Genomic DNA, 23,756 nt, shown 5'->3' on the forward strand with positions numbered 1-23,756 from the left:
AAAAGTTCGGGCAGGCTTCAAGGAAAACTACTATAAGAAAGTAGGAATACCGTACTTATCATACACGAAACAGTTCTTCTGCATGAGTATGAGTGCAGCAATGATTATTTTGATCATGGGTGTCTCCGGTTCTGGCAAAACCACGATCGGCAAGCAGTTGGCAGAAACATTACACTGGCAATTTCAAGATGCTGACAGCTTTCACCCCGCTGCCAACGTTGAGAAAATGCGTTCTGGCCTTCCTCTAACCGACACTGACCGCATGCCCTGGCTCTTAGCACTGCAGCAGGCGATCGCAATCTGGCTACAAACGCAGACCAATACCGTCCTTGCCTGTTCTGCCCTCAAAGCTGAGTATCGCCACATGCTTTCCCAAGCATCGCAGGTGAAGCAAGTCTATCTCAAGGGGTCATTTGCACTCATTCAGCAGCGCCTACAAAAACGCCAGGGACACTACATGAAGGCCGCTCTACTACAAAGCCAGTTCGGCGCGCTGGAAGAGCCTACAGAGGCCTTCTGGGTTAATATTGATCAGTCTCCTGAAGCGATCGTGTCGCAGATCAGGAAAGCGTTGCATGTTTGAAGGAGAGCGATCGAAGTCACGAGCCAGGAGTTAGGGCAAACTTAGAACTCAAAACTCAAAATTTAGAACTCAAAACTTAGAGCGCAAAACTCAAAACGCCTCGCCCTTCTCCCACCGACTAAATGGATGTTTCGCTAGATTGGCATTAAAGTAGCGGGGATCGTCAGAGACTTCGCGGTCGATCCAATCGGGTAAGGTGATTGCCTGGTGCGGATCTGTCAATTCCACTTCCGCTACAATCAAGCCCTGATTGTCTCCTTCAAATTCGTCCACTTCCCAAACCAAGCCCGCGTAGGCGATCGTGTACCGTTTCTTTTGAATCAGCGGCGGATCGCACAGTGTACTCAATAGCTCCAATGCATCGTGCAAAGGAACCAGGTACTCAAATTCTGCCCGTGTAATACCAACGGTCGAACCTTTAATAGTCAGGAAACCTTGCTCTCCCACCACTCTTACGCGCACAGTGCGATCTGCAGACGAAGCAATGTAACCCTGACAGTAAGCAATGCCTGTTGCGAGCGATCGCCAAGCATCCCCTTTAACAAGAAATTTACGCTCAATTTCGGCTGGCATAGTGTGAGGAGTGAGGGAGCAGGAATGAAACGTTTTGAGCTGTGAGTTGATACTGACCACTGACTGCTGACCATCAACTAATTTCCTTCACTAACAACTAACAGCCAACCACGCACCCCTACCCCGGCTGTTGCTGCAGATACTGAAACGCTTCCACCTCAGCAGCAGTGGGTTGGGCAGCGATCGCGCCAGGCCGTGTTGTGGTCAAGGCACCCATCGCACTGGCATAGCTAACGATCCCCCTAGCTACATTGGGATCGGTTAGATTTTTGAGCCCGTACTGACACAGTTGATGCAATAAGCCTGCAACAAAACTATCACCAGCGCCAGTGGTATCTTCTACCTCAATCTTGAAAGCTGGAATGTTACCTTCATTGCCACCCAAGTAATAAGCACAGCCTTTTTCACCTGCAGTTACCAGGACACCTTCAACACTGCCGAGTCGGTGAGCAATCACGCCTGGATCGACTGTACCGTAGAGCCATTCGGCTTCTTCTTCAGACAGCTTGAGGAAATCAGCATGGCGAATCAATTCGTGAATGAGCGGCAAAGCAGTGGCTTCATTGTTCCAGAAAACAGGTCGCCAGTTCACGTCAACCAAAATTTTGACATAGTGCTGGTTCGCCGCCTGGAGCGCTCGACTGATTGCTGCTCGGCTCTCAGGGTATGCCAGCTCCAGAGTGCCTAAAACAAGGAAATCTGCTGTTTCAAATTGAGCGATCGGCAGTTGATCTGCTTGTAGATGCGTGTCAGCAAAGTCAGCCGTGTTGTGGTCTCCAAAGCCTGCAAACGTGCGATCGCCCGTGAGCGATCGCACCACATAGACGGCGCGAGTTGGTGCTGTAGGATGCTGCTGGATGCCAGTACTATCCACTCCGATCGACTGCAGCAACTTCACCAGGTCAAGGCCTAAAGTATCTTGACCAACACAGCCAATAAACCCGGATGGTGTACCCAACTTCGCCAATCCACACGCAACGTTAGCAGGTGCGCCGCCCGGATAGGGCGTCCAAGATTGCACCTGTTCAAGCGGTACTCCTGGCTGATCGGCCAAAAAGTCATACAACACTTCGCCAAGGCAAAGAACACGTGGCTGGCTCACAATAGCATTCCTTTACAAACTAATAGCAGCGTATCAGACGGCTGGGACGACGTTACAACTTGGTTTACTAGTCAAGTGAAATCAATACAAAGATGAAGATTGGCACAAGCACATCAATCTTTACAAGATGCTGCCATCATCAGCTTCACAATCGGTTATTCCTTTGAAGAGCCCTCGCAACAGAAAATTGAGCGCTGCAAGGCTCTGAAAAACCAGTAAATTTCCTTAGATAGCGATCGCACAGTTGCATTAAAATCCTGGGATCTACCGTAGGGAAGAATTCTGTCAATGAAGTTAAATCAGGACATCTTCGCTTGAGGGTTATTGTTATGTCCCTGGAATTAACTGTTGAAGATTCGCTCATGCTCGAAAAACATCGTCTAGAGCGTCTCCGCTCGTTTTTTGCCGATACCTTGGCAAAATGCTTTCTGCATCTTGATCAAAAGAACGTATTGACGATTCATTGCTCAGAACCCTGTCTTGTGGATCAGTTACTGAGCGAGGTCGAGCAGCTTCGCTGGTATGTCTGGATTATAGTCGGTGCACAACGCCTATCCATCTGTTTTGCTGAAGAAGAAATCTATCGCGCATCCACACGCAAGCCGAGAAAAAAAGCTCAGCGAGTGCACACGGCCTAGATGCTCTAGATCGTGACCGTATCGATCACCTCTAAACTTCATTTGGTAGAAAGTTCCCCCAATAAGGTGAATCCTTTAGGGGTGCCAATCGCATGAGCATTGAGAGAAGCTAAGTCTGTAAAAATTACATGAAGTTAGAGGCTGTTAATCCCACACTTCATGAGCAGGAGGGGCTTTCTCATGCCCGTACAAAACGACTCACCTCAATCGACGATCGCTCAAATGATCGATCGCATCGTGCGCTTTGGTAGCATTACCCGCGTTGACGAAAACTATTTCCTTCATGCACTGGTAGCTGAAACGCCGCTCAGTCAACAAGAGCAGAGCCAAGCTAGAAATGTTTTTGACCAGGATGGGGCTCTTGCAGGGTGTTGATTAACCGACTTAGCGACTTGCATACAAAGCGTACCCAGCGTAGGAGCATTGCAGTGCAATGCCCTACCAGCATTCATGGTGAACTGATACGTTATTCTGCCCCTGTCCTCAGAGGCTGTAAAGAATAACTTCACTGGTTGATCGCCTGTAGGGTGCTGTATAGCCGTTGGCGTTCAAGAAAAACGCCGCGTAACGCACCACCATAAGGTTATTTTTTAACAAGCCCTTATGATCAATCGACAACTTAGTTTCAGGTAGGGGCGCAGGGCTCGTATGCCCCTACGAGAAATACCGGAGTGATTAAATTCTTGTTCCTTAGGAACGCGAATTTAATCAGGTGGAATTCTTGCTGTAGGGACGTTCCATGGAACGTCCCTACAGACGGGGAGTGGTTCAGGTTAATTAATCCACGATCCTTAGCGACCGAGTACTGCTAAGTTTGCTGCTGGCAATGAACATTTAATTAAGGGCAGTTGAATGGAAAAGTGCGTCCAGCCGTTGCTGCTTTCAACCAAAATAGCGCCTTCAAGTTGCATAATCAGGCGTTGCACCAATGCCAGCCCTAGTCCTGTGCCTCCTTGCTTCCAGGGATCAGCATTGGGGACTCGATAAAACTTTTCAAAAATATGGGGTAGTTCTGTAGTGGGAATTTCTGCTTGATTGCCGATGGTGAAGGTAATGAGTGGTGCAGCATCCAATGCAGCATCAAGCGGTTCGTCACAGTGCACCGTTAAGGTGACTGCATTACCTGGAGAGGTGTATTTGCAAGCATTATTCAGCAATTCTGCCAGCACTCTCTGTAGGGTTGCTTTATCAGTCGTGATTACAGGCAGATGAGTCGGTAGATGCACAGTCAGCCTTTGTTCTCGATCGCTGGTGCGCGAGTAAAACGGTTCAATAATAGCGTTGAGGCACGCCTGTAAATCAACGGTTTCAAGCGAAACAGGATAAGCCGACGCCTCCAAACGTTGCAAATCAAGCAAGTCGTTGATAAGTTCAATCTCGCGTGAGCATTCCGACTGCAGAATATTAAGGTAGCGGGCTTGTCGATCGGTGGTCGAGACGGTTTTCAGCATGTGGATGGCCATCTTCATATTCGACATGGGTGTCCGCAGTTCGTGGGAAACCGTGCTGAGAAAGTCGTCTTTGAGCTGATTGAGTTCTTCTAACGCGGCGACTTGCGCTTGGGCAGCCTGGTAAAGCCGTGCCTGACGAATGGCGATCGCGCATTGGTTAGCAACTTGCTGCACCAGTCGAATCTCTTGACTGGTGAACGCATCTCCAGCAGGACGGAACAACCACAAATCGCCCATGACGCCCTGATCATCGACCATCGGGCAGGCCAAAATCGCGTGCTGCTGGCTCAGTAACCGTGGTGGGCTAGAGTGTGTACGGCAGAACTGGAAGCATTGTTCCTGTAAAAGCCAGTCGTAGATTTCAGAAAGGTCTTCCATCTGAACGGTGATCCCATTGGCGGTGGGTAAATCCGAGCGGATATGCTCGTAACAAACGGTCGATGTGCGGCGCTCAAGATCGTAGAGTGCAGCATCACAACCCATAATCTCTAGGCCGGATGCCAGTTCTTGAACAGCCGTATGCAAAATGCGACCTTCATCAAGACTGTCACGCACGGAATCTGTGATCCGTTTCAGCGTCGCTTCAAAGCGCAGCGCTTGCTGAAGTTGCGCGGTGCGATCGTGGACTTGAGCTTCCAATGCAGTATTAAGTTGCTGGACTTGGCGATACAGCTCTGACTGCTGGATAGCGATCGCCACCTGGGTGCCAAGTTGCTCCAGCAGACCCATTTCAAACGTTTCCCATTGCCGTTCTGCCGCGCATTGGTGCACTACTAACACACCCCAAATCGTGTTGCCATGCAGAATGGGAACGGCTAAAACTGCTTTCACTTGCCATCGGTCTAGAAAGCGTCTAAAAGAACTGAGCGGATCAATCGCCTGAACATTGGCAATCACCAAATTACTTTCTCGGTGATAGCCTAGATGAGACTGTTGGAAGTAGGTTTCCTCCATTCTCAAATGCATCATTGGTAGCCATGCTGAGTCAACAGACTCAGCTGTCACTAAACCTGTATCATTTGGTTCTACAGAAAAGAGCACCACACGATCAGCTTTTAAGAACTGCCGCACTTCTGACACTGTTGTGTTTAGAGTTTCTTCCAAATCCAGGGAATTGCGAATCCGTTGCGCGATCGTACTCATGAGTCGCTCCCGCTCCGCTTGCTGGCTCAACGCTTCCTCAAAGCGCTTACGATCAGTGGTATCCATTGAAATACCCAGTACCCGCACGGCTTTACCTGCTTCATCGTGAAAGGTATGACTGCGTTCCGCAATCCAACGAATGCTGCCGTCGGCTCGAACGATGCGAAATTCTTTGCTGTAATTAGTAGCTTGCTGAGTTTGCTGGATGACGTCTTGGCGTACGGCGGCACGATCATCGGGGTGCACGCAAGCAAGAAAGGCACTCGTTGTAGAGTCAAAGGCTCCTGGATCAAAGCCAAAGAGGTGGGCACAACTATCAGACCATTTCACAATACCCGTGTTGCACTCATAGTCCCAAATCCCCATTTGAGTGGTTTCCAACGTCAGCTTGAGCCTTTCCTGGCTTTCTACTAACGCAGCTTCTGCTTGCTTGCGCTCCGTAATGTCCTTAGTAAAGCAATGGTGCCCGATGAGTCGATCGTGCCAATCATAGGCTGCGACCATGACCATTTCTCTATAGAACGTTGAGCCATCCTTACGTACACCCATGCTTTCAGCTTCAGCTTTACCCTCAATCATCATCTGCTGATAGGCAGCGTTAACAACCCCCATATCATTGGAATGAACCGTTTGCTGCCAGGCCATACCAATCATTTCCTCTTGTTGGTAGCCAAGCGATGCAGCGTACGCCCGGTTGAGGGCGATATAGTGACCATTGATATCCAACCGGGCAATGCCCTCAACGGCGTTACCCAAAGCTGTACTCATCTCTAAGAGTTCTGCTTGCGCCTGTTTGCGCTCAGTCACATCTAAGAAGAATAAGGACATCCCATCGGCACAAGGAAAGAGCCGAACATCAAACCAGGCATTGAGGGACGGATGAAACTCTTCGAAGGTGACAGGCACCTGATGCTCTAACGCTCTGTGATATTCCCGATCGAAAACAGAGCCCACAATATCGGGAAACACATCCCAAAGGCATTGTCCCAGGAGCTCTTCGCGCGATCGCTGGCACAATTGTGCGGCCTGTTGATTGACATACGTCAGCCGCCATTGCTGATCCAACGACATAAACGCTTCTGTAATGCTTTCTAGCAGCGTCACCGTCTGTCGATTGGCTATGAGTAGTGCTTCCTCTGCTCGCTTGCGTTCGGTAATATCGTGGCAGTTGATCACGACACCATTAATAGTCGGTACATCCAATAGGCTGGTTGCCACAGCCTCAAAGAAACACCAGGAGCCGTTACGGTTCCGCACGCGATATTCGATCGCGGGCTGGCTCACTCTTGGGTGCTCGATGGCCTGTTCTAGCACCGTTACTATGATGGGGATATCATTTGGATGCACAAATTCGGCTGTGCTGCAGCCGACCACATCCTGAGTGGTATAGCCCAGCACTTTTACTGCCGAAGGGCTACAGTAGCGAAAAACACCCTTCCGATCCAACACCACGATGATATCGGTGGCATTTTCAATGAGTGATCGAAAGCGTTGCTCGCTCTCCTGAAGCGCTTTTTCAGCTCGCCTACGCTCAACATTTTCTTGTCGCCAGCGACCGCTCGTATTAAGCAGATCGGCTGCTCGCTCCATAACAAGGGCTTCAAGCGACTTGAGAGAGTGGCTACGTTTAGCGCTAGCCGCTATGCTATGAACTGGATTTGCCAGTAAAGATTGACAGAGAGTCTTTAGCTCTAAGTGCTGCTGCTCGACCTCTGCTGCTAACAGGATCTGCTGCATTCGTTCAAACGCGATATCACTCTCACAGCACTCGCGCAAGCTTTCAAGATGTTCAGGTTTCATAGCAGGGCCAAGGCTTAGAAAGACCTTAAAATATTTTGTCGGAAGAGGCTTTAGTCACAGGTCGCATCAGCTACCGTCAGACTTATCTAAGTGCGATCGCCTAACTCGTCAGTGCTTCAAAAAGCCCACCAGCCGCTTAAGAGCCAGCGTGCCAAGCACTAATTGACCAGTCGTCGCCCTTATGAAAAGCCTAGAGAACTGAATGACCGAAGGCAGACGCTAAGGATTTCATTAGACCAGAGTATGCCCAAACGTTTCTCAGTACTAACACGAATCACTTTCGAATTTAATAGGAGTGTCGCTCAGCCACTACTGTGGAACTATGGGTAAAACTACGGGTTGGGCTTTCTTTTGGCGATCGACGCTCTCACCCGTCTACATCTAAACCGTGGACTGAAGCCACTGGCGGATTGTTTGGCTCCACAAGCCGAAGCTAACAGCCTCAGGCAATAAGAGCGTTTCTTTGGTGAAGACATAATAAATATTGCCCTCATCGTTCACGTCGAACGTGGCAGAAAATTCTTTTGCCCAATGATCCAAATACTGACGTGCCATCGCAGGCTCTAAGCGCGCAGCGGCCGCAAAATCCAGAACGGACACCCTCCCCTGACTCACCCGGAGTACTTGAAAAAAGCGCTCTCTGAGTGCCTGGCGCTTGAGTCTGGCGCTGGCATGAAGCAACCAGGCACCGAGAGACGCTGGAGCGAGGCCGAAGAGGATCAGAAAGGTTGCCAGCACTGCCAAGAAGCCGCCCGTCGCCTGACTGGTGAGAATGGCAGTCACGAGCGCGATCGACAGAGTGCCACCGCCGAACAGAAAGAATGCACCAACGACTTTCCCGACCTTGCTCCAAAGTTGACTCATGGTACTAGCCTGCGACAATACTCTATTCTCCTCTTTCTAAGCTACCGCGCCGACGTCAGAACGTGGGCAGACGCAGCAGGTACGGGTATCCCCACTTTTACCGAGAATTGGCTTTTAAGCGACAAACAGCAGCCGTTTAAGATCTAATCGCTAGATAGGCTTGCGGTCGAGCAACTCTGTACAAAGCTTGTAAAGAAATAATTCGACGTGTTGCGATTTGCTGTGCGATACCCAAAACAATTCTTTTGGTGGGCAGTCTAAAAAGCAATGACGGTTGTGCGATCGATCGCGCCGGGTTGCCTTCACTGATGGCGCCAACGTCATGATCGTCAGGCCAGCAAAGGCGTTTACAAGCGTCCCTATTTTGGTGCCATTCCAATACTATTGACTATGCATACCCTTAATCACAGTCTGGAAAAGAGTGTTCTGGAGGCTGATGGTCGCTATCTCAGCGCTCAAGAGCTTTCTCCATTAGAGCAATACACTCAAAGCTATGCCGTACGCTTGCACACTTATCAGCAGCTACGTGATCACAGTGATGCCCTCATCGTTCAGGCACTTCGTAAACTCGCACAGACCTACCCAGAGTTAATTCAGCAGCATGGATCACGCTGTAAATATGACATGACTGAAGTGCTCCGTTATGTAGCGCTATCAATTCTGCGCGATGACGAAACCTTCTTCAAAGAGCAAATGATGTCCTGGTTAGACACGATTTTGCTGGCACATAAAAAAACCGCTCATTGCATGATGGCGTATCGCTTTTTGCAGGAAGCGATCGCTACGGCTCTGCCTGCTGAAAACTTTGCCCTGACGCGGTCTTATCTCAATATTGTTACACAATCGTTACAGGCTCACGCTTAAGAGTTTGTCGCCGATCACCTGAGCCTGCAACGTAAAACTTCTCTGACGCAGCCCTCGCGTTTCCTCAGATGCATCACCCATTCATTGAGGACACTGTATGCACTGCTTTCAACCGCTTACTGTCAGTCGTCATTCCTCTACAGAGGAACGACAGAGGGCGCTCTATCAGCTCTATCATCAGGTTTTGGAACGACAGCCCTACATTTTTGAGCGCCAAAGCCTAGCCAAAGCTGAGAAAGACTTTCTCGTCGATAAAATTGGTGTCAAGCGGTTCCTGAGCGAATTCGGACGATCGGACGTTTACCTCAACGCTTTTTACCACAACTCCTCCAACATGAAATTTCTGGAGCTGTGCTTCAAGCACTTTCTGGGGCGGGCACCCGTGAGTCAAGGCGAAATTAAGCATTACTGCGACATTATGATGTACGAGGGCGTGGCTGCTATGATTACCGCCATCCTTGACTGCGAAGAATATCGCAAGGCATTTGGCTGCTTTACGGTACCCCATCCCCGCCAACCGCTTTACTACGAGTCGCCAAAGGCCTATACAGAGTCTCAGTTACTCAATCGTGAGCATGTCGGGCAACGGGGGCGATCCATTCCCACAATCTATTGGCATCAACTAGGGCTGACCTGTGAGGGGGGGGTCTGCCGTCATCCTGAAGCCGACGAAGTCGTGGAGTCACACTTGCCTCCAGAAGATCTAGCGAAGCTGCTGCAATTACTCCAATCGCCCCAGACTGAACAAGCCCTCTCAGCACTATCGGCAGAGCAGAAGGCTTTATTACGTCGGGCGATCGGCTAGAAAACGAGAATGAAAGCATCTGTAAAGCTGTCATCCTGCAGGGACATGATATTCCATGTCCCTAGAAATTCGGCCTGATGAAATTTGTGCCCCTCAGAGGCTGACCAGCAACAACGTTATCGATCACAGTAGTCAGCCGTCAACGCAAACCGGTTGCAAAAACGTGCAGACACTTGAAAAATCGCTAAGGAGAACCACTTTTGGCGCAGCCACACATTAACAATTGTCTTGCCCCAACGGTTAGCGCGATCGCAGTAGATCTTGGCTACGCTCAGTCAAATCAGTCAAAAAGTTTTGCACTTTCATAATCTCGTAAAGATTAACGTCTGCTTCCAGTAAACAAGCGTGACCACTGTATGGCAGCACAAACACTTGGGCGTTGGGAAACCACAGCTCTAAATGTTGCACCTCTGCCAGCGAGGGCAACAACCGATCGGCTGCACTCGCCAAGAGCAAAACCGGCTGTTGAAGCTGCGACAGCTGCTCATTAGTAACGTCAAAATCGCCTAGCAGAGACAGACGCCAGATTGAGGTTTTCTGGGGCACTGAAAGTACAGCATCATAAAAGGCTTGTCGATCGCCTTCTGCTACGCGCCCTAAGTACGCGAGAAAGGGCATCAAGGCGATCGACGACAGACGATAGGCAAACTCTGGTAGCCAGCGTGTGACTTGCGATCCCCACGCAATGAGTGGTTTCCGATGAAACGAAGAAGCGGGATTAACCAGAATAAGACGGTCAAATAATTGCGGTGCAGCGAGCGCTACTTTCATCGCTAAGCAGCCACCAAACGACTCACCACAGAGATAGACTGGTCGATCGGGCGACGGCTCTAACTCTGCTTCAATCAGTGCAACGACAGTCTCAGTAAGTACCTGCCAATGGGTCAAATCATCGGTTGGAATCGACAGGCAGCGTACATCAAAGGCAGACTCCAGACCAGCCGTCTGAGCCCTTAGAAGGCGACCAGTACCATCCATACCGGGCAGAAACACAAACAGCGGCAGTTCTGGCTGCAAGCGTTTGGGCGTGAGGAAACAAGGATGGCTATGAACGTAAAGCATCGTCCTAATAGCTCCCTTGCTGCAACAAATCATGAATCTCGGTATAGCACTGTTGCGTGAGTTCAGTCACCAGTGCTTTGGCCTGCTTGCCTTGATAGTGTTCACGGTGGCTTGGACGAATCCAGTAGGGACGGCCGACCAAAAGATTAACGCGCTCGTAGATCACCATTGGGTGCCAGCCATCCTGAGAGAAGAGCGGCTCGGAGGGATCAATCAGGCTCAGCAATCTTAGAGGAAATGCTGCATTAACGGCTTCTGCGTCAGAGGCGATCGCCACCGGGAGCACCACCAAATCTTGCACAGGAGCCCTTAGGGCCAGATGAGCGAACCCACGCTGAAACCCACCCACCGTTTCTGGTAAAGTACGTTTAACCATCGGTTCAGCTCCTTCAGGAAACAGACCAACGACTTGCCGACCCTGCAACAGTTGGGCTGCCTGGTCAAAGAAGGTTTGCTGTCTCTGTTCTGGCAGCGATAAGGGAAAGCAACCCATTTTCTCAACGATGTCTCGCATCACGGGTACTTGCCCCATGTAATGATGGCAAGCAAAGCGAATAGGGCGATTCAGAGCAGCCATTAGTAATGGCGCATCTAAAAAGCTGCGATGGTTACTGACAATCAACACCGGGCCACAGCGAGGCATGCGGTTCTGATGGCAGGTATAAAGACGAGTCCCCAGAGCCGCTAGCAGCAGGCGTGAGAGCTGGAGTGGTTGGTCTGAAGGCATGGAACGAGAACGAGTTAGAATGCTCTACTGTAACGGAGATGTTAATATTACTTTACTTATTTTAACGCCTGAACTCATAGATTGGTTAGCCAAAACGCCTTTCCAGGCTAACCAATCCCATTTCCAGAAGAGTCTAAAATTCATGTAAATTACAGGCGTAGGGTGAGTAGACTTAACTGATTTACAACTCTGCCTAAGCTACTATATGGGTCAGGTTCAAGAGTTTTATTCTCTAAAAAGATTATCGCGTCCGAGTTTTTGTGTAAAAGAAAACTAGGTTTAGCGAGTCCAGGATTAACTTAAGCTTTTCTTAGCTGTTGAAACAAAGTTTATAGCTATTTGTAGCTAGAATTGTTAAAAGACTTAAATTTCTGGGCAGTCGAAGAAAAACACTTGTATAAGCAGACTCCGCATCTAAGCATTTGTGATGCTTATGCTAGCTGATAAAAAGCATTGTTTTCAACGACTCTTTATGACCTGAATTCTAGTTGCACACTGTCAGGATTATACTAATTTGTGCAACGTTAATTTTTTGTTCAAAATGCATGGATCTTAACCCCGTAAATAGCAATCTATTCACAATTACGACACCGCTCTACTACGTAAATGGGTTGCCTCATGTTGGTAGCGCGTACCCCACGATTGCAGCCGACGCGATCGCTCGGTTTCAGCGTTTACAAGGCAAGTCTGTGTTGATGATCACTGGCACTGATGAGCACGGTCAGAATATTCAGCGTACAGCCGAAGGTCGAGGCTTGCAGCCACAGGAGCACTGCGATCAAATTGCGGCAAGCTTCAAAGCGTTGTGGCAACAGTACAACATTCGGTACGATCGCTTCATTCGTACGACTGATCCCCGTCATGAGGCGATCGTCAACGAGTTTTTCCAGCGCGTCTGGGATCAAGGCGATATTTACCTTGGGCGTCAGCAAGGGTGGTACTGCCTTTCCTGTGAAGAGTTTAAAGAAGAGCGCGATTTGCTGGACGACCATCGTTGCTCGATTCACACCAATCGGGTCGCGGAATGGCGGAACGAAGAAAACTACTTCTTTCGCTTGTCGAAGTACCAAAGCAAGTTGGAAGCTCTTTACGCCGAGCAGCCCAATTTTATCCAGCCAGAGGCACGTCGCAATGAAGTCCTTAGCTTTGTAAGTCAGGGTTTGCAGGATTTTTCGATTTCCCGAGTCAATTTGGATTGGGGTTTTCGCGTGCCATTCGATCCCAAGCACACGATCTACGTTTGGTTTGATGCGCTTCTAGGCTATGTGACGGCACTCCTCGATCCCGATAGTGAACCAACGCTGGCGAAGGCGCTTCAACAGTGGTGGCCGATCGATACCCATTTGATTGGCAAAGATATTTTGCGCTTTCACGCTGTTTATTGGCCCGCAATGCTGCTCTCGGCTGGTCTACCGCTTCCTGGACGGGTGTTTGGGCATGGACATTTGACCAAGGATGGGCAAAAAATGGGCAAAACGTTAGGGAATGTGCTTGATCCAGTCGCCTTGGTCGATCGCTATGGCTCTGATGCAGTTCGCTATTATTTTCTGAAGGAAATTGAGTTTGGGCGAGATGGCGACTTCAGCGAAACGCGGTTCATTAATATCTTGAACGCCGATTTGGCAAACGATTTAGGAAACCTGCTCAATCGGACGCTGAAGATGGCTTATAAGTACTGTGGTGCATCTGTTCCAGACATTTCAAAGGAGGTGATTCAAGCAGAAAGTACGCTGGCTGAGATCGGTCGCGCGCTGAGCGATCGCGTGGTTCAGGCGTATGATGCACTTGCCTTCAGTCGCGCCTGTGAGGAAATTTTGACCCTGGTGAAAACTGGCAATAAGTATATTGATGACCAAGCCCCCTGGTCACTATATAAACAAGGACAGCAACAGGCCGTCGAACAAATTTTGTACACTGTATTGGAGGCAGTCAGACTTGCGGCCTATCTCTTAGCGCCGATTACACCCAAGCTTAGTACAGCCGTCTATCAACAGTTAGGCTTCTCAGTTGACTTTGATGAACAGTCTTTAATTAATGTTGCAGCTCCCTTTCCAGCCCATGCATCTTGGGGAACACTGCCATCTAAGCAAGCCTTGGGCGAACCTCAACCTGTTTTTCAACGATTAGAAATTTTAGAAGCTGTTTCAACTTGAACAACTCAAGCAACGCTCAGTCGTTGATTGATTAAACGATTCCATCATTAAAACCAAGGTATAACACTCATGCTAAGTAGTAATTTCGATAACGAATCTGTTTTTACTCAAGAACAAGTCCTCGAAAATCGTGGTCGAGTTGCCATTTTCATCGACGGTTCCAATCTGTTTTATGCGGCTTTACAGTTAGGGATTGAAATCGACTACACGAAGCTGCTCTGCCGCCTCACTGCTGGTTCACGCTTACTGCGCTCCTTTTTCTACACAGGGGTCGATCGCACCAACGAAAAACAGCAGGGCTTTTTGCTGTGGATGCGACGTAACGGCTATCGGGTCATTTCTAAAGATCTGGTGCAATTGCCTGATGGCTCTAAAAAAGCGAATCTGGATGTCGAAATCGCCGTAGATATGATGTCTCTAGTGGGTTCCTACGACACAGCCGTTTTAGTGAGTGGCGATGGTGATCTTGCTTACGCAGTGAATGCAGTCAGCTATCGTGGCGTGCGGGTTGAAGTGGTAAGTTTGCGATCGATGACGAGCGATAGTTTGATTAATGTGGCTGATCGTTACATTGACCTGGACAACATTAAAGAAGACATCCAAAAAACGCCACGTAGCTACACGTATCGTCCTCTCTCAACCGTAGGGCTGATGGACGATTCTGAAGAAGATTAAGGCTGAAGAGGCTTAAGTGAGTGGTCACTGCTTCGTGTTGTCAGAATCTAGCGATCAAGTCGAAACGTCTGGATTCAGCTGGAACGCTGGCACTGCGATCGGCGTCTTGGCTTTCAGACACTTGGCCTTGGACTGTAAACTAAAGGACAGTCTCATGCCGAGTGTTTCACCTTGCCTGTAAATGCCATCATGTCCATTCTGTTTCTTCTGCGGCGCAATGCCACCCAGCAAAATAGCCGCAGCCATCGGGCGTTCAGTTCTACACTGCTGACCGTGTCGTTGTTACTCGTGCTCTTTACAACCGCAGGCTGCGGTAACCGCAACCGCACCGCCGAAAAACTCGCTCAAGATAGCAAGCAGGCCGAAGATTTTGATAATAGTCTCACATTCAACGCTGTGACGTTAGAGGAGTTTGACAACAAGGGGCGGCTGTGGTGGAAGGTGAAGGCAACCCAGGCAAGCTACAGCAAAGATAAAAAAATCGCGCGTCTCCAGCAACCCACAGGCGAATTTTTTCAGGATGGCAAATCTGTGTTGCAGGTGAAAGGGCAACAGGGTGAAGTGCAGCAAAATGGTCAGACTATTTTCTTGCGAGGCAAAATTACGGCGACCGATCCACGCGATGGCTTAGTGATGCAGGGCGACGAACTAGAATGGCAACCTCGCAACGATCTAGTCATCGTTCGTAACAACCTGACGGGCACACATCGCCAACTTAAGATTGCTGCCAAAGAGGGGCGGTTGTTTACTCGTACACAGCGCTTGGAGTTGCAGGGGCAAGTGCAAGCGCAGGCAACCAACCCAGATTTAAAGTTCCAGTCTGAACGTCTCATTTGGCAGATTAAGCAACAGACATTGATAAGCGATCGGCCTTTGCAGATTGATCGTTTCAACAAAGCCGTCTTGACCGACCGAGCAAGCGCTAACCAGGGCATCGCAGATCTCAAAGCAAAAACCATCATGCTCAAGCAAAATGCCCGGCTTACGCTGGTTGACCCGCCCGTCCAGTTAGCCAGCAATGATCTGGTGTGGGATTTGCAAGGTCAAACGGTTGCGTCTGACCAACTGTTGACGATCGATAACCGTCAGCAGCGAGTGACCCTCAGCGGCAATGAAGGACGCATTGACCTTAAGTCTAAGATGCTTTACTTAGCAGGTGATGTACGCGGCACTGGCGAGAAAAATCAATCGCAGCTCAACTCAGACCGTTTGAACTGGAACATTTCTACACAAAAATTTGAGGCGGACGGTAATGTCAGGTATCAACAGGGACAACCGCCGTTAAATCTAGCAGGGCCGAGAGCAACGGGCACCCTGCGTGACCAGAATATCCTCGTAAGTGGTGGCAGAGTGGTGACAGAGTTTGTCCCTTAGGATCGTGGATCAAACAAAATCGGTAAATTGTCTACAGGTAAAGGCGCACGGCTACGCGCCTCTATGGAGAATGCGGGAGTGATTAGACTCCTGATCCTAACCTTCTTGAAGTTCATCCAGCTTTGCTTTTACTGACTGAATATCTTGCCACATCAGCCACTTGGGTTGCCCCCGCTCCCGTGATTGATTACGCAGCAGGTAAGCAGGGTGAAAAATCGGCATGTAGAGCCGATCGTCCTGCTCAATCCACTGTCCTCGTACTTTTGTAATGCCTTGTTTAATCCCCAATAAGCCCTTGAGTGCCGTCGCCCCGGTTAACAGAATAATCTTCGGGTTCACGATGCGGATCTGTTCCAGCAAATAGCCTTTACAGGCTTCGGCTTCATCGTTGGTAGGCGTCCGATTTTCGGGGGGACGACATTTCACCACATTGCAGATGAAGACATCCTGCTCAGCGCTCAGCTCCACCGATGCCAGAATCTTGTCTAGCAGTTGCCCAGATTTGCCGACAAACGGTTTTCCCTGCTCATCCTCATTTTGTCCTGGGCCCTCGCCCACAATCATAATCGGAGCCAGGACGCTGCCCCGTGAAACCACTGCATGCGTGCGGCTCTGCCCTAACCCGCAGCGAAAACAGCGACTGCAATGGGCCTGCATCTGCTCCATCGTCTGATAAGTGCCAACTGGAATAGGCACTTTGGCATCCACAGGAATTTGCTCAGGGTCAAAGTCTTTGGGTGGTGGAGACTCTTGACTGGTCGGAAGGTTAAACAGGCTGATCTGGTCTTCGGTTGCCATGAATCTGCAAATGCGTAGAGCGGTTGGTAAATGCCCGTTGGGAGTAGGTTTCTCAAGAGGGACATACTCCTGAGTCTCTAAATTCTAGGGTAATCGTTCTTAATATTGTAAGTACGCGGCAGCTTCTGCCATCGATACTTGTGGAAAGGCTTTGTAAAAGCGGCTGACGCTGTAAAAGGGATGCGGCGTTGCAAGCACAATCACCCGATCGCCATAAGACTGCAGTAACGGCATCAGCTCAAGCGGCGCAACAGGCGCACATAGCCAAATTTGGGCTGGTCGTTGCGATCGCACCGCCTTCACCGCCGCCGCTATAGTCATACCCGTTGCAATGCCATCGTCTACCAGAATAGCGATCGCTCCCTGCGGACTGAAGCGAGGACTGTCAGGAGACAGTTCTGCTAACTGAGCCTGAGCGTGGCAAAGCGCCTCATACAGCGCCTCATCGTACTGGTTGGAAGGCGCAAAAGTTGCCACAGAAGTACGCGGGTCTATATAGGAGGGCAAGACGGATAGACCACGACGATGAGCATCCCAGACCACATGCCCATCTGCCGTTACGGCTCCGATCGCCAATTCCACATTATCAGGGCGGGTAATCTTTTTCGCCACAATGACATCTAGTGGACAGCCTAGCAAGGCTGCAATGGGGGCAGCGATCGGCAAGCCACCTTTCGGCAACGCATAAACGACAAACCGTGCAGTCTCCAATTCAGGCTGTTGCTTGACCTCGTACAAAACAGCCTGCGCTAGCTTTTCACCCGCCTCATGGCGATCGGCAAAGTAGGCGATCGAGTGTGTGTCTCGAAACGGTAAAAATGACATTGTTACTCCCTCAACACAGTCGCAGGGATAGTTCAAAGCTTGCACCTTTCCCAATCGCCTGCCCTCACATGAATTTGAGGCTTATTGCTTAAACCATTAAAATGGGCTAAAAGCCTGATCAATGCAGCGTTTGAGTCCGTTTGAACGGACTTTGCCCCTTAGTCCACAATTCACCGTCTAGCGGGTGTAACGAGTAGTGCAAGATCTCCAATACTCTTCATCATGACCGATTTTTTCCAATCGGCTCACCCGGTTGCCGCCTCAATGCAGTGACACCTCTGCATAGACAGTGTTAGGACTTGTTAAAGAATAACTGCATACTTTTGGATTAGCTATCGGCTATCAGCTATCAGCTTTTCTCTGATGGCTGACCGCTGATGGCTGACGGCTAAGGTTCATGACATTATTTCTTTACAGTCACTTAGTGCGTACTCCGGAATCACTTCATCAAGCAGCGTATCTGCTTAGTATCCCTAACAGCAGTGTTGGCTTGTTCCTCCGAAAGCGATACATTGAGCCAACTGCTTGTGTTTCCTGTTTCTTTAACACTCCCATGTGGCAACTATCTCAAACGATCCTCCGCTCGGCTCCCTTAGCATTAGCAGTGGTGCTATTTACTGCCTGTTCGCAATCAACGTCGCCCAATTCGACGACTGATGATTCCAGTCCCATTGCGACACAACCCGAAGCTTTTCCATCGCCAACGCCATCCATAGCACCTTCAGGAAGGAACACGCCTGCACCCTCGGCAGCGGGCCAGTCAAAACGGTCGATCGTGCCCAGTGTAGCCCCTTCGCCGCAAGCACCGATCGCCGCAAAACCGACTAAAACACTGCCGCTTGAGCGCACTCCAACCTTTCGGGCCACCCCGCGAATGGCTGGTTTTTCACCTGACGGCAACTACTTTATCTATCTGGAAAGCTCGCGCGATACAGGTGCTGGCGTGCCGAAGTCTATGTTGCAGCTAGTTGATGTCGCCTCTAATCGCTGTGTCGAAAACGGGTGCATCGAAACGCGTTACAGCGAAAAAGAAGCAGAAATGAAGACGGCTGAAGCCGAAACCGATTTATTGAAGCAAACCTGGAAAACGCGCCAGGATCTGAACTTGACGCCCCCCGTCGCAGGGACAGAAATACCAATCCTGTCACGATCGCGCGCCGTTGATGGCAGCGAAACCGTTACAGTTCGATTACAAAACAACCAACCCCTAACGCTTCATTTACAGCAGAAACGCAGAGCAGACAAAGCTTCAATGCAGCTAGGAGTGACTTATGACGGACAGCAGCGATCGCTCGACTCCCTCAACAACTTTAGAGACAACGTGCTGGACTATTCCATTCGTCAGGTGACGCTATCGCCCGATGGCAAGCGAGTCGCTGTTCTCATCACTACCACCAAACCAACCTTTGAAGGCACCTTGGGAACGACGATCGTGCAAGGGTTTGCTCTGTGAGGCAGAGGGCAGAAGGGTAGTTGGTTGTTAGTTGTTAGTTGTTAGAACGCCGGCAGAGGGCAGGAGGCAGAATTAATGCAAAACTCAAACTTTTCCCTCACGCTCCTCTTCTCTCCTAAAACTCAAAACTCAAAACTCAAAACTCAAAACTCAAAACTAAGGGTCAGGTCAGGAGTTCGAAAAAAGCCGACCGCTGACCGCTGATCGCTGATCGCTGATCGCTAACTAATACCCCTCAAGACTTGACGGCTCCTGCTTCACAGCTGCGTAGCCAGTTTCGAATCGCTTCAGCAGTAGCACTTTGGCTGCTGTCGCGTGGTGGCGTCACGGGCTGTCGATCGCTCGGATAAGAGCCAATACGAGAGAAGAGGAGCGCTAGTTGCCAACCGTCAGCCGTTTGCGTCAAAAATAGCCAATGAAATTGCTGAAACTCAACTACCTGCTTGCCTGCATACTGTCGTTCTAAAACAGTGAAAAAGACCTGATGTAGATTGGCATCCTTTGGGCTTGGATACTCGCTAGAATCGGCTGGCAACGGCACAAAGTCCGGCTGGCTAGCAACAATGGCATATGTTGGGTTCGTTTTGGGCCGTGAAGCCAGGCGAAAATTGGAACGGTTGATATAGCCTGGCAAGTCTCGCAAAAGAGCAGCCGTCAGCGGTTCAAGTACAGCAGGGCAGGAGAACTTGCGGGTGAGAAGAGAAGGGAGACGTGAGGGGTGTGGGGTAAGGAGCGAGGGCTTTTGGAGAAAGGGGTGATTCGGTTGAGTAGGGAGGCGATCGCTAGGCAGTGTGGCAGCATCGATTGGCATGGCTAATAGTCCAACCATTCCCAGGCCAGTCAGTGCGTATTGACAGCGAGTGCCGTTCCGGTTGATCACCATATGTCTCCGCTTTCCTCTATCCCTATCCCATAACCTACACCCTTTACAACCTGGCCCCTACACCACCGTTGCCAGTTCTTCGCAGATGCGCTCGAAAGCCGCAGCTGGATCATCTGCAGCTGTAATCGGACGACCAATCACCAGGTAATTCGCACCCGCTTTCAGTGCTGCTGCGGGTGTAACAGTGCGTCGTTGATCGTTTGTGTCTGCCCAAGTGGGCCGGACGCCAGGGCACACCAGTAAAAAGTCATCGCCACAGGTTTGCCGCAGCTGCTCTACTTCCTGAGGGGAACAGACGGCTCCGGCAAGCCCGTTTTCTTGTGCCAGTAGCGCCATGTGCAGTACATATTCTGGCAGCTCAAGCGGAATTTTCAGCTCGAAGGCGAGCGATCGCGCCGTTAAACTCGTCAACAGCGTGATCGCCAGTAGTTTTGGCGTTGGATGTCCTACTGCGGCGGCACCCGCTTCTGCGGCCTTCTGAGCCGCTTGCAATGCTTCTTTACCGTTTGTCGCGTGTAGTGTGATTAAATCCACGCCATGACGAGCGGCCGCGCCACAGGCACCAGCAACCGTATTGGGAATATCGTGAAACTTAAGATCCAGAAAAACCCGTTTCTGTCTTGCCTTCAGTGCAGTTAAAATAGCCGATCCGCTGCTGACAAAGAGTTCTAGCCCGACCTTCCAAAAAGTGACTTGAGGCAGTTGCTCAATGAGGTCGATCGCTGCGCGCTCACTCGATACATCCAGCGGGACGATGACACGCTCTGCAACAGACACACTTGCAGCAGAACTATTTGCAACAGACATATCCATGCGGCTCACTCGACGAATCCAGTTTACAACCTGAAGCAACCAGCGCTAGAACTTCTGAGCCTGAGTTTTGAGTTTTGAGTTTTGCATTAATTCTGCCTCCTGCCCTCTGCCGGCGTTCTAACAACTAACAACCAACTACTCTTCTGCCTCTGCCCCCTGCCTCTCATCCATGCCGCTGTATGCAGTTCATTGTGGCTACTTTATATCTGCAACCCGAAAGCCCATTTGGCACTCAAACTGGTCGGGCTGCTGTTCTGCCGCCTTGCGAATGGCATGACCGCAGCGAAGCTGACCGCTCTGCCAGCGAGGTTTGCCGCTTTGATCTGCCATCAGACACGTTTCGCAGACCGTCTGCGGGGAAATGAGTTGATTGTCCATGAGGATGACCAGCATACAACACCTCTGGTGAACGATCGATCCCTAACTCTATTGTATGAGGCCGTCAGACGAGTTGAGGTTCGCTGGTACACAGCTTAATACGCCCCGCTTCGCACCATCGTATTGCTGGACTCATTTTGAGCAGGACTGTAAAAGCCGGGTTTCTTTCGGGTGCATGCCGCCAAGTTTTCCAATTGATTCAGAAACCCGGCTTCTTACGAGTTGGTGATTTTTCTCGACCAGCATTGCGGCTGCTAAAGTGGAAAAGGACGTTTGGCTTAACGATCGTTCTGAACGCTGTTATTCCGCTTTTTGAGGGGTTTCCTCCTGTGACTCGAACCAACTTTGACTTTCTTGCCGAGACTGATCCCGCGATCGCTACCATTATCCAGCAGGAACTCCAGCGTCAGCAGGATCACCTGGAACTCATTGCTAGTGAGAACTTTACCTCTGCGGCAGTGATGGCAGCGCAAGGTTCTGTGCTGACGAACAAGTATGCCGAAGGGCTACCTAGCAAGCGCTACTACGGTGGCTGTGAGTTCATTGATGCGGCAGAAACTCTGGCGATCGATCGTGCCAAGCAGCTGTTTGGAGCCGCCCATGCGAACGTACAGCCGCATTCTGGCGCACAGGCAAACTTCGCGGTGTTCTTGAGTCTGCTGGAACCTGGCGACACTATCATGGGCATGGACTTGTCCCACGGCGGACATTTGACCCACGGATCGCCGGTCAACGTGTCGGGTAAGTGGTTTAAGGCACAGCATTACGGTGTGAGTGCTGAAACAGAGCAGTTGGACTATGACCAGATTCGAGCACTGGCGCTACAGCATCGCCCCAAGCTGTTGATCTGTGGCTATTCCGCTTATCCTCGTGTGATTGAGTTCGACAAGTTTCGAGCGATCGCCGATGAAGTCGGCGCTTACCTGCTGGCAGACATTGCCCACATCGCTGGACTCGTTGCTACAGGGCACCATCCCAGCCCCATCCCTTACTGTGATGTCGTCACGACGACGACCCATAAAACCCTTCGTGGCCCCAGAGGCGGCTTGATTCTGACTCGTGATGCGGAATTGGGCAAGAAATTGGATAAAGCGGTATTTCCTGGTAGTCAGGGTGGCCCGTTGGAGCATGTCATCGCTGCGAAAGCTGTGGCGTTTGGCGAAGCACTTAAACCTGAGTTCAAAACCTACAGTGGTCAGGTGATCGAGAATGCTCGCGCTCTGGCGGCTCAACTACAGGCACGGGGGCTGAAGACGGTCTCTGGCGGTACCGACAATCACTTGCTGTTGGTAGACCTGCGTTCGATTGGCATGACGGGTAAGCTGGCTGATCAGTTGGTGAGCGGTGTTAACATCACAGCCAACAAGAACACGGTGCCGTTTGATCCAGAATCGCCCTTTGTCACCAGCGGTCTACGGTTAGGTTCACCCGCAATGACGACACGCGGTATGGGTCAGACAGAGTTTACAGAGATTGGCAACATTATTGCCGATCGTCTGCTGAGCCCGGATGACGCCACAGTCGCGCAGGACTGCCGCCAGCGTGTTGCCAACCTATGCAGCCGCTTTCCGCTCTATCCGCATCTGAATGTTCCGGTGCCAGCCTTGGTGTAGGAGCTAGGAGATCAGTGGTCAGCAGTTAGTCGTTAGTGGTCAGTAGTTCATTTCACTGACTACTGACTTTCAACGAAATAGCAACAACCAGAGCGGGATAGTAAAGAGAAGCACGATCGTGCTTAGGGCAATGCTACTGGCGATGAGTTCTCTGTCTAGCTCGTATTCTTCGGCGAGAATGAGTCCTGCGAAGGCGCTGGGCATACCTGCCATTAAAACCAGCGCTAAGCGGGCATCGCCTGACAAACCTAGCAGCGTGGTACCCAGACCTATGGCTAGAGGTAGCACAAGCATCTTTAACAGCGTGGGAAGAATTGCAAGCTGGAGGCTGTGCCAACCTTGAAGCTGACTCAAGCGCATCCCCATAAGTAAAAATGCGCCGGGGATGACGAACCAGAGAGAGGCCTGTAACCCTTGCTCGATCGCGTCGGGGAGTGGGACGGATCGCGTCAGGGAGCCGATCGCAAAGGCCCATAAAGACGGCACTGACAGCACATCGCGCAGTTGCACCGACCAGTGGTTTTGCAGCTGCGATCGGCCATAGTAGCTGGCGAGAAACACCCCAACGCCATAGGTGCCGACGATGTTGTGCGTCACGCTATAGAAAACAGCCCACCCTAGGTAAGGCTGACTAATCAGGGCAGGCACCAATCCCAAGCCAATAAAGCCAGTGTTGCCGATCGTCGCTGCCAGAATAAAGCTGCCACGTTGAGAGCGGCTTAATCCCACAGTGGCACCTTCGGCTGGTAAGGTTGCAGCAAGTGAGTCGATCGTGACTGCATTCGGCAGACCATGCGTTTCAGGCAATGGTAAGGGAGCGTGCACTAATCGTGCTAACCAGCGCTGATAGGCTTGCAAACTCAGCCATGCAAGGAGTAGCCCCAAAATGAGACCCGCGATCGTCACTACTGGAGCTAGCCCAATATTTTGGGCATAGTCTGTTTGCCGTGCCAGCGCTAAAATCTGCCAGGGAACGCCAACCCAGTAAAGCGCCCGACCCAAAAAGCGAGGAAAGGCTTGCGGGATAAACCGAAAGGTAATGAGCCCCAGTCCAGTCCACAAGACCAGCGGCAAATAGGCGTCAAAGAGCGTATCAGCCATGATTTAGACATCTACGGCTTGAAAACCGACACTGAACTCTAAACAGCTCGCCAGCAGTAAGATGACGCGATCAGCACC

22 protein-coding genes are annotated in these 23,756 nt (G+C 50.5%); 10 read left to right on the plus strand and 12 right to left on the minus strand.

Going from position 1 to position 23,756, the window contains the following annotated elements; genetic code table 11:
• Positions 1-100 precede the first annotated feature (100 nt).
• Positions 101-583, plus strand: a complete 483-nt coding sequence (locus C7B82_RS24590) for a gluconokinase (protein WP_106259403.1) — start codon at positions 101-103, stop codon at positions 581-583.
• Between the two features lie 90 nt (positions 584-673).
• Here the strand turns inward: C7B82_RS24590 and C7B82_RS24595 are convergent, their stop codons facing one another.
• Together C7B82_RS24595 and C7B82_RS24600 are read right to left on the minus strand one after the other, a co-directional pair.
• Complete coding sequence (locus C7B82_RS24595) at positions 674-1,156, minus strand: CYTH domain-containing protein (RefSeq protein WP_106259404.1); 483 nt, start codon at positions 1,154-1,156, stop codon at positions 674-676.
• A gap of 118 nt (positions 1,157-1,274) precedes the next feature.
• The gene (locus C7B82_RS24600; RefSeq protein ID WP_106259405.1) at positions 1,275-2,258 is read right to left on the minus strand and encodes a carbohydrate kinase family protein; all 984 of its coding nucleotides are present in this window, start codon (positions 2,256-2,258) and stop codon (positions 1,275-1,277) included.
• A 329-nt stretch (positions 2,259-2,587) separates the two neighbouring features.
• On the opposite strand from C7B82_RS24600, the gene C7B82_RS24605 reads away from it, so the two are divergent.
• Both C7B82_RS24605 and C7B82_RS24610 read left to right on the plus strand, forming a co-directional pair.
• Positions 2,588-2,896 carry a hypothetical protein gene (locus C7B82_RS24605; protein WP_106259406.1) on the plus strand — a complete coding sequence of 103 codons (309 nt, stop codon included), beginning with the start codon at positions 2,588-2,590 and terminating at the stop codon, positions 2,894-2,896.
• Between the two features lie 180 nt (positions 2,897-3,076).
• Complete coding sequence (locus tag C7B82_RS24610; RefSeq protein WP_106259407.1) at positions 3,077-3,271, plus strand: hypothetical protein; 195 nt, start codon at positions 3,077-3,079, stop codon at positions 3,269-3,271.
• A gap of 416 nt (positions 3,272-3,687) precedes the next feature.
• On the opposite strand, the gene C7B82_RS24615 is transcribed toward C7B82_RS24610, so the two are convergent.
• Both C7B82_RS24615 and C7B82_RS24620 read right to left on the minus strand, forming a co-directional pair.
• Entirely contained in the window at positions 3,688-7,290 is a 3,603-nt protein-coding gene (locus tag C7B82_RS24615) for a sensor histidine kinase (RefSeq protein ID WP_106259408.1), read from the minus strand.
• Positions 7,291-7,671: 381 nt separating this feature from the next.
• On the minus strand, positions 7,672-8,154 hold the full coding sequence (locus C7B82_RS24620; protein WP_106259409.1) for a hypothetical protein: 483 nt from the start codon (positions 8,152-8,154) through the stop codon (positions 7,672-7,674).
• A 390-nt stretch (positions 8,155-8,544) separates the two neighbouring features.
• Between C7B82_RS24620 and C7B82_RS24625 the strand changes: the two genes are divergently transcribed.
• Together C7B82_RS24625 and C7B82_RS24630 are read left to right on the plus strand one after the other, a co-directional pair.
• A complete protein-coding gene (locus C7B82_RS24625) occupies positions 8,545-9,018 on the plus strand; it encodes a globin family protein (protein ID WP_106259410.1) in 474 nt (157 codons plus the stop codon).
• Positions 9,019-9,115: 97 nt separating this feature from the next.
• Positions 9,116-9,823 (plus strand): phycobilisome rod-core linker polypeptide, encoded by a 708-nt coding sequence (locus C7B82_RS24630; RefSeq protein ID WP_106259411.1) that lies wholly within the window; start codon positions 9,116-9,118, stop codon positions 9,821-9,823.
• Between the two features lie 240 nt (positions 9,824-10,063).
• Here the strand turns inward: C7B82_RS24630 and C7B82_RS24635 are convergent, their stop codons facing one another.
• Both C7B82_RS24635 and C7B82_RS24640 read right to left on the minus strand, forming a co-directional pair.
• Complete coding sequence (locus C7B82_RS24635; RefSeq protein WP_106259412.1) at positions 10,064-10,885, minus strand: alpha/beta fold hydrolase; 822 nt, start codon at positions 10,883-10,885, stop codon at positions 10,064-10,066.
• A 4-nt stretch (positions 10,886-10,889) separates the two neighbouring features.
• Complete coding sequence (locus tag C7B82_RS24640) at positions 10,890-11,612, minus strand: lysophospholipid acyltransferase family protein (protein ID WP_106259413.1); 723 nt, start codon at positions 11,610-11,612, stop codon at positions 10,890-10,892.
• A 545-nt stretch (positions 11,613-12,157) separates the two neighbouring features.
• Here C7B82_RS24640 and metG point away from each other — a divergent pair.
• The 3 genes from metG (at position 12,158) to lptC (ending at position 15,814) form a co-directional block, all read left to right on the plus strand.
• On the plus strand, positions 12,158-13,765 hold the full coding sequence (metG, locus tag C7B82_RS24645; protein ID WP_106259414.1) for a methionine--tRNA ligase: 1,608 nt from the start codon (positions 12,158-12,160) through the stop codon (positions 13,763-13,765).
• Positions 13,766-13,834: 69 nt separating this feature from the next.
• A complete protein-coding gene (locus C7B82_RS24650) occupies positions 13,835-14,440 on the plus strand; it encodes a LabA-like NYN domain-containing protein (RefSeq protein WP_106259415.1) in 606 nt (201 codons plus the stop codon).
• 189 nt (positions 14,441-14,629) lie between these two features.
• Positions 14,630-15,814, plus strand: coding sequence for an LPS export ABC transporter periplasmic protein LptC (lptC, locus tag C7B82_RS24655; protein ID WP_106259416.1), 1,185 nt, complete (start codon positions 14,630-14,632; stop codon positions 15,812-15,814).
• Between the two features lie 96 nt (positions 15,815-15,910).
• Here lptC and C7B82_RS24660 read toward each other — a convergent pair whose 3' ends face one another.
• Both C7B82_RS24660 and C7B82_RS24665 read right to left on the minus strand, forming a co-directional pair.
• Entirely contained in the window at positions 15,911-16,612 is a 702-nt protein-coding gene (locus C7B82_RS24660; RefSeq protein WP_106259417.1) for a uracil-DNA glycosylase, read from the minus strand.
• Between the two features lie 99 nt (positions 16,613-16,711).
• On the minus strand, positions 16,712-17,437 hold the full coding sequence (locus C7B82_RS24665) for a phosphoribosyltransferase (protein WP_106259418.1): 726 nt from the start codon (positions 17,435-17,437) through the stop codon (positions 16,712-16,714).
• A gap of 553 nt (positions 17,438-17,990) precedes the next feature.
• On the opposite strand from C7B82_RS24665, the gene C7B82_RS24670 reads away from it, so the two are divergent.
• Positions 17,991-18,890 carry a DUF2259 domain-containing protein gene (locus C7B82_RS24670; RefSeq protein WP_181357649.1) on the plus strand — a complete coding sequence of 300 codons (900 nt, stop codon included), beginning with the start codon at positions 17,991-17,993 and terminating at the stop codon, positions 18,888-18,890.
• Between the two features lie 235 nt (positions 18,891-19,125).
• On the opposite strand, the gene C7B82_RS24675 is transcribed toward C7B82_RS24670, so the two are convergent.
• From C7B82_RS24675 to C7B82_RS24685, 3 genes are all read right to left on the minus strand, one after another.
• Positions 19,126-19,773, minus strand: coding sequence for a hypothetical protein (locus C7B82_RS24675; protein ID WP_181357650.1), 648 nt, complete (start codon positions 19,771-19,773; stop codon positions 19,126-19,128).
• A gap of 57 nt (positions 19,774-19,830) precedes the next feature.
• Complete coding sequence (pyrF, locus tag C7B82_RS24680; RefSeq protein WP_339375112.1) at positions 19,831-20,586, minus strand: orotidine-5'-phosphate decarboxylase; 756 nt, start codon at positions 20,584-20,586, stop codon at positions 19,831-19,833.
• A 195-nt stretch (positions 20,587-20,781) separates the two neighbouring features.
• The gene (locus C7B82_RS24685; protein WP_425443663.1) at positions 20,782-20,964 is read right to left on the minus strand and encodes a hypothetical protein; all 183 of its coding nucleotides are present in this window, start codon (positions 20,962-20,964) and stop codon (positions 20,782-20,784) included.
• Between the two features lie 329 nt (positions 20,965-21,293).
• Here C7B82_RS24685 and glyA point away from each other — a divergent pair, with 329 nt between their 5' ends.
• A complete protein-coding gene (glyA, locus tag C7B82_RS24690) occupies positions 21,294-22,577 on the plus strand; it encodes a serine hydroxymethyltransferase (RefSeq protein WP_106259439.1) in 1,284 nt (427 codons plus the stop codon).
• 69 nt (positions 22,578-22,646) lie between these two features.
• Here glyA and C7B82_RS24695 read toward each other — a convergent pair whose 3' ends face one another.
• Positions 22,647-23,678 carry an AEC family transporter gene (locus C7B82_RS24695; protein ID WP_106259421.1) on the minus strand — a complete coding sequence of 344 codons (1,032 nt, stop codon included), beginning with the start codon at positions 23,676-23,678 and terminating at the stop codon, positions 22,647-22,649.
• Positions 23,679-23,756: the final 78 nt, after the last annotated feature.

This window comes from Stenomitos frigidus ULC18 (genome assembly GCF_003003795.1).
Lineage (GTDB): Bacteria > Cyanobacteriota > Cyanobacteriia > Leptolyngbyales > Leptolyngbyaceae > Stenomitos > Stenomitos frigidus_A.

Excerpts from the sequence above, each read along its gene's own strand:
- C7B82_RS24590 (WP_106259403.1), top strand. The coding sequence starts at position 101 with ATGATTATTTTGATCATGGGTGTCTCCGGTTCTGGCAAAACCACGATC.
- C7B82_RS24595 (WP_106259404.1), bottom strand. The coding sequence starts at position 1,156 with ATGCCAGCCGAAATTGAGCGTAAATTTCTTGTTAAAGGGGATGCTTGG.
- C7B82_RS24605 (WP_106259406.1), top strand. The coding sequence starts at position 2,588 with ATGTCCCTGGAATTAACTGTTGAAGATTCGCTCATGCTCGAAAAACAT.
- C7B82_RS24610 (WP_106259407.1), top strand. The coding sequence starts at position 3,077 with ATGCCCGTACAAAACGACTCACCTCAATCGACGATCGCTCAAATGATC.
- C7B82_RS24615 (WP_106259408.1), bottom strand. The coding sequence starts at position 7,290 with ATGAAACCTGAACATCTTGAAAGCTTGCGCGAGTGCTGTGAGAGTGAT.
- C7B82_RS24620 (WP_106259409.1), bottom strand. The coding sequence starts at position 8,154 with ATGAGTCAACTTTGGAGCAAGGTCGGGAAAGTCGTTGGTGCATTCTTT.
- C7B82_RS24625 (WP_106259410.1), top strand. The coding sequence starts at position 8,545 with ATGCATACCCTTAATCACAGTCTGGAAAAGAGTGTTCTGGAGGCTGAT.
- C7B82_RS24630 (WP_106259411.1), top strand. The coding sequence starts at position 9,116 with ATGCACTGCTTTCAACCGCTTACTGTCAGTCGTCATTCCTCTACAGAG.
- C7B82_RS24635 (WP_106259412.1), bottom strand. The coding sequence starts at position 10,885 with ATGCTTTACGTTCATAGCCATCCTTGTTTCCTCACGCCCAAACGCTTG.
- C7B82_RS24640 (WP_106259413.1), bottom strand. The coding sequence starts at position 11,612 with ATGCCTTCAGACCAACCACTCCAGCTCTCACGCCTGCTGCTAGCGGCT.
- metG (WP_106259414.1), top strand. The coding sequence starts at position 12,158 with ATGGATCTTAACCCCGTAAATAGCAATCTATTCACAATTACGACACCG.
- C7B82_RS24650 (WP_106259415.1), top strand. The coding sequence starts at position 13,835 with ATGCTAAGTAGTAATTTCGATAACGAATCTGTTTTTACTCAAGAACAA.
- lptC (WP_106259416.1), top strand. The coding sequence starts at position 14,630 with ATGTCCATTCTGTTTCTTCTGCGGCGCAATGCCACCCAGCAAAATAGC.
- C7B82_RS24660 (WP_106259417.1), bottom strand. The coding sequence starts at position 16,612 with ATGGCAACCGAAGACCAGATCAGCCTGTTTAACCTTCCGACCAGTCAA.
- C7B82_RS24665 (WP_106259418.1), bottom strand. The coding sequence starts at position 17,437 with ATGTCATTTTTACCGTTTCGAGACACACACTCGATCGCCTACTTTGCC.
- C7B82_RS24670 (WP_181357649.1), top strand. The coding sequence starts at position 17,991 with ATGTGGCAACTATCTCAAACGATCCTCCGCTCGGCTCCCTTAGCATTA.
- C7B82_RS24675 (WP_181357650.1), bottom strand. The coding sequence starts at position 19,773 with ATGGTGATCAACCGGAACGGCACTCGCTGTCAATACGCACTGACTGGC.
- pyrF (WP_339375112.1), bottom strand. The coding sequence starts at position 20,586 with ATGGATATGTCTGTTGCAAATAGTTCTGCTGCAAGTGTGTCTGTTGCA.
- C7B82_RS24685 (WP_425443663.1), bottom strand. The coding sequence starts at position 20,964 with ATGGACAATCAACTCATTTCCCCGCAGACGGTCTGCGAAACGTGTCTG.
- C7B82_RS24695 (WP_106259421.1), bottom strand. The coding sequence starts at position 23,678 with ATGGCTGATACGCTCTTTGACGCCTATTTGCCGCTGGTCTTGTGGACT.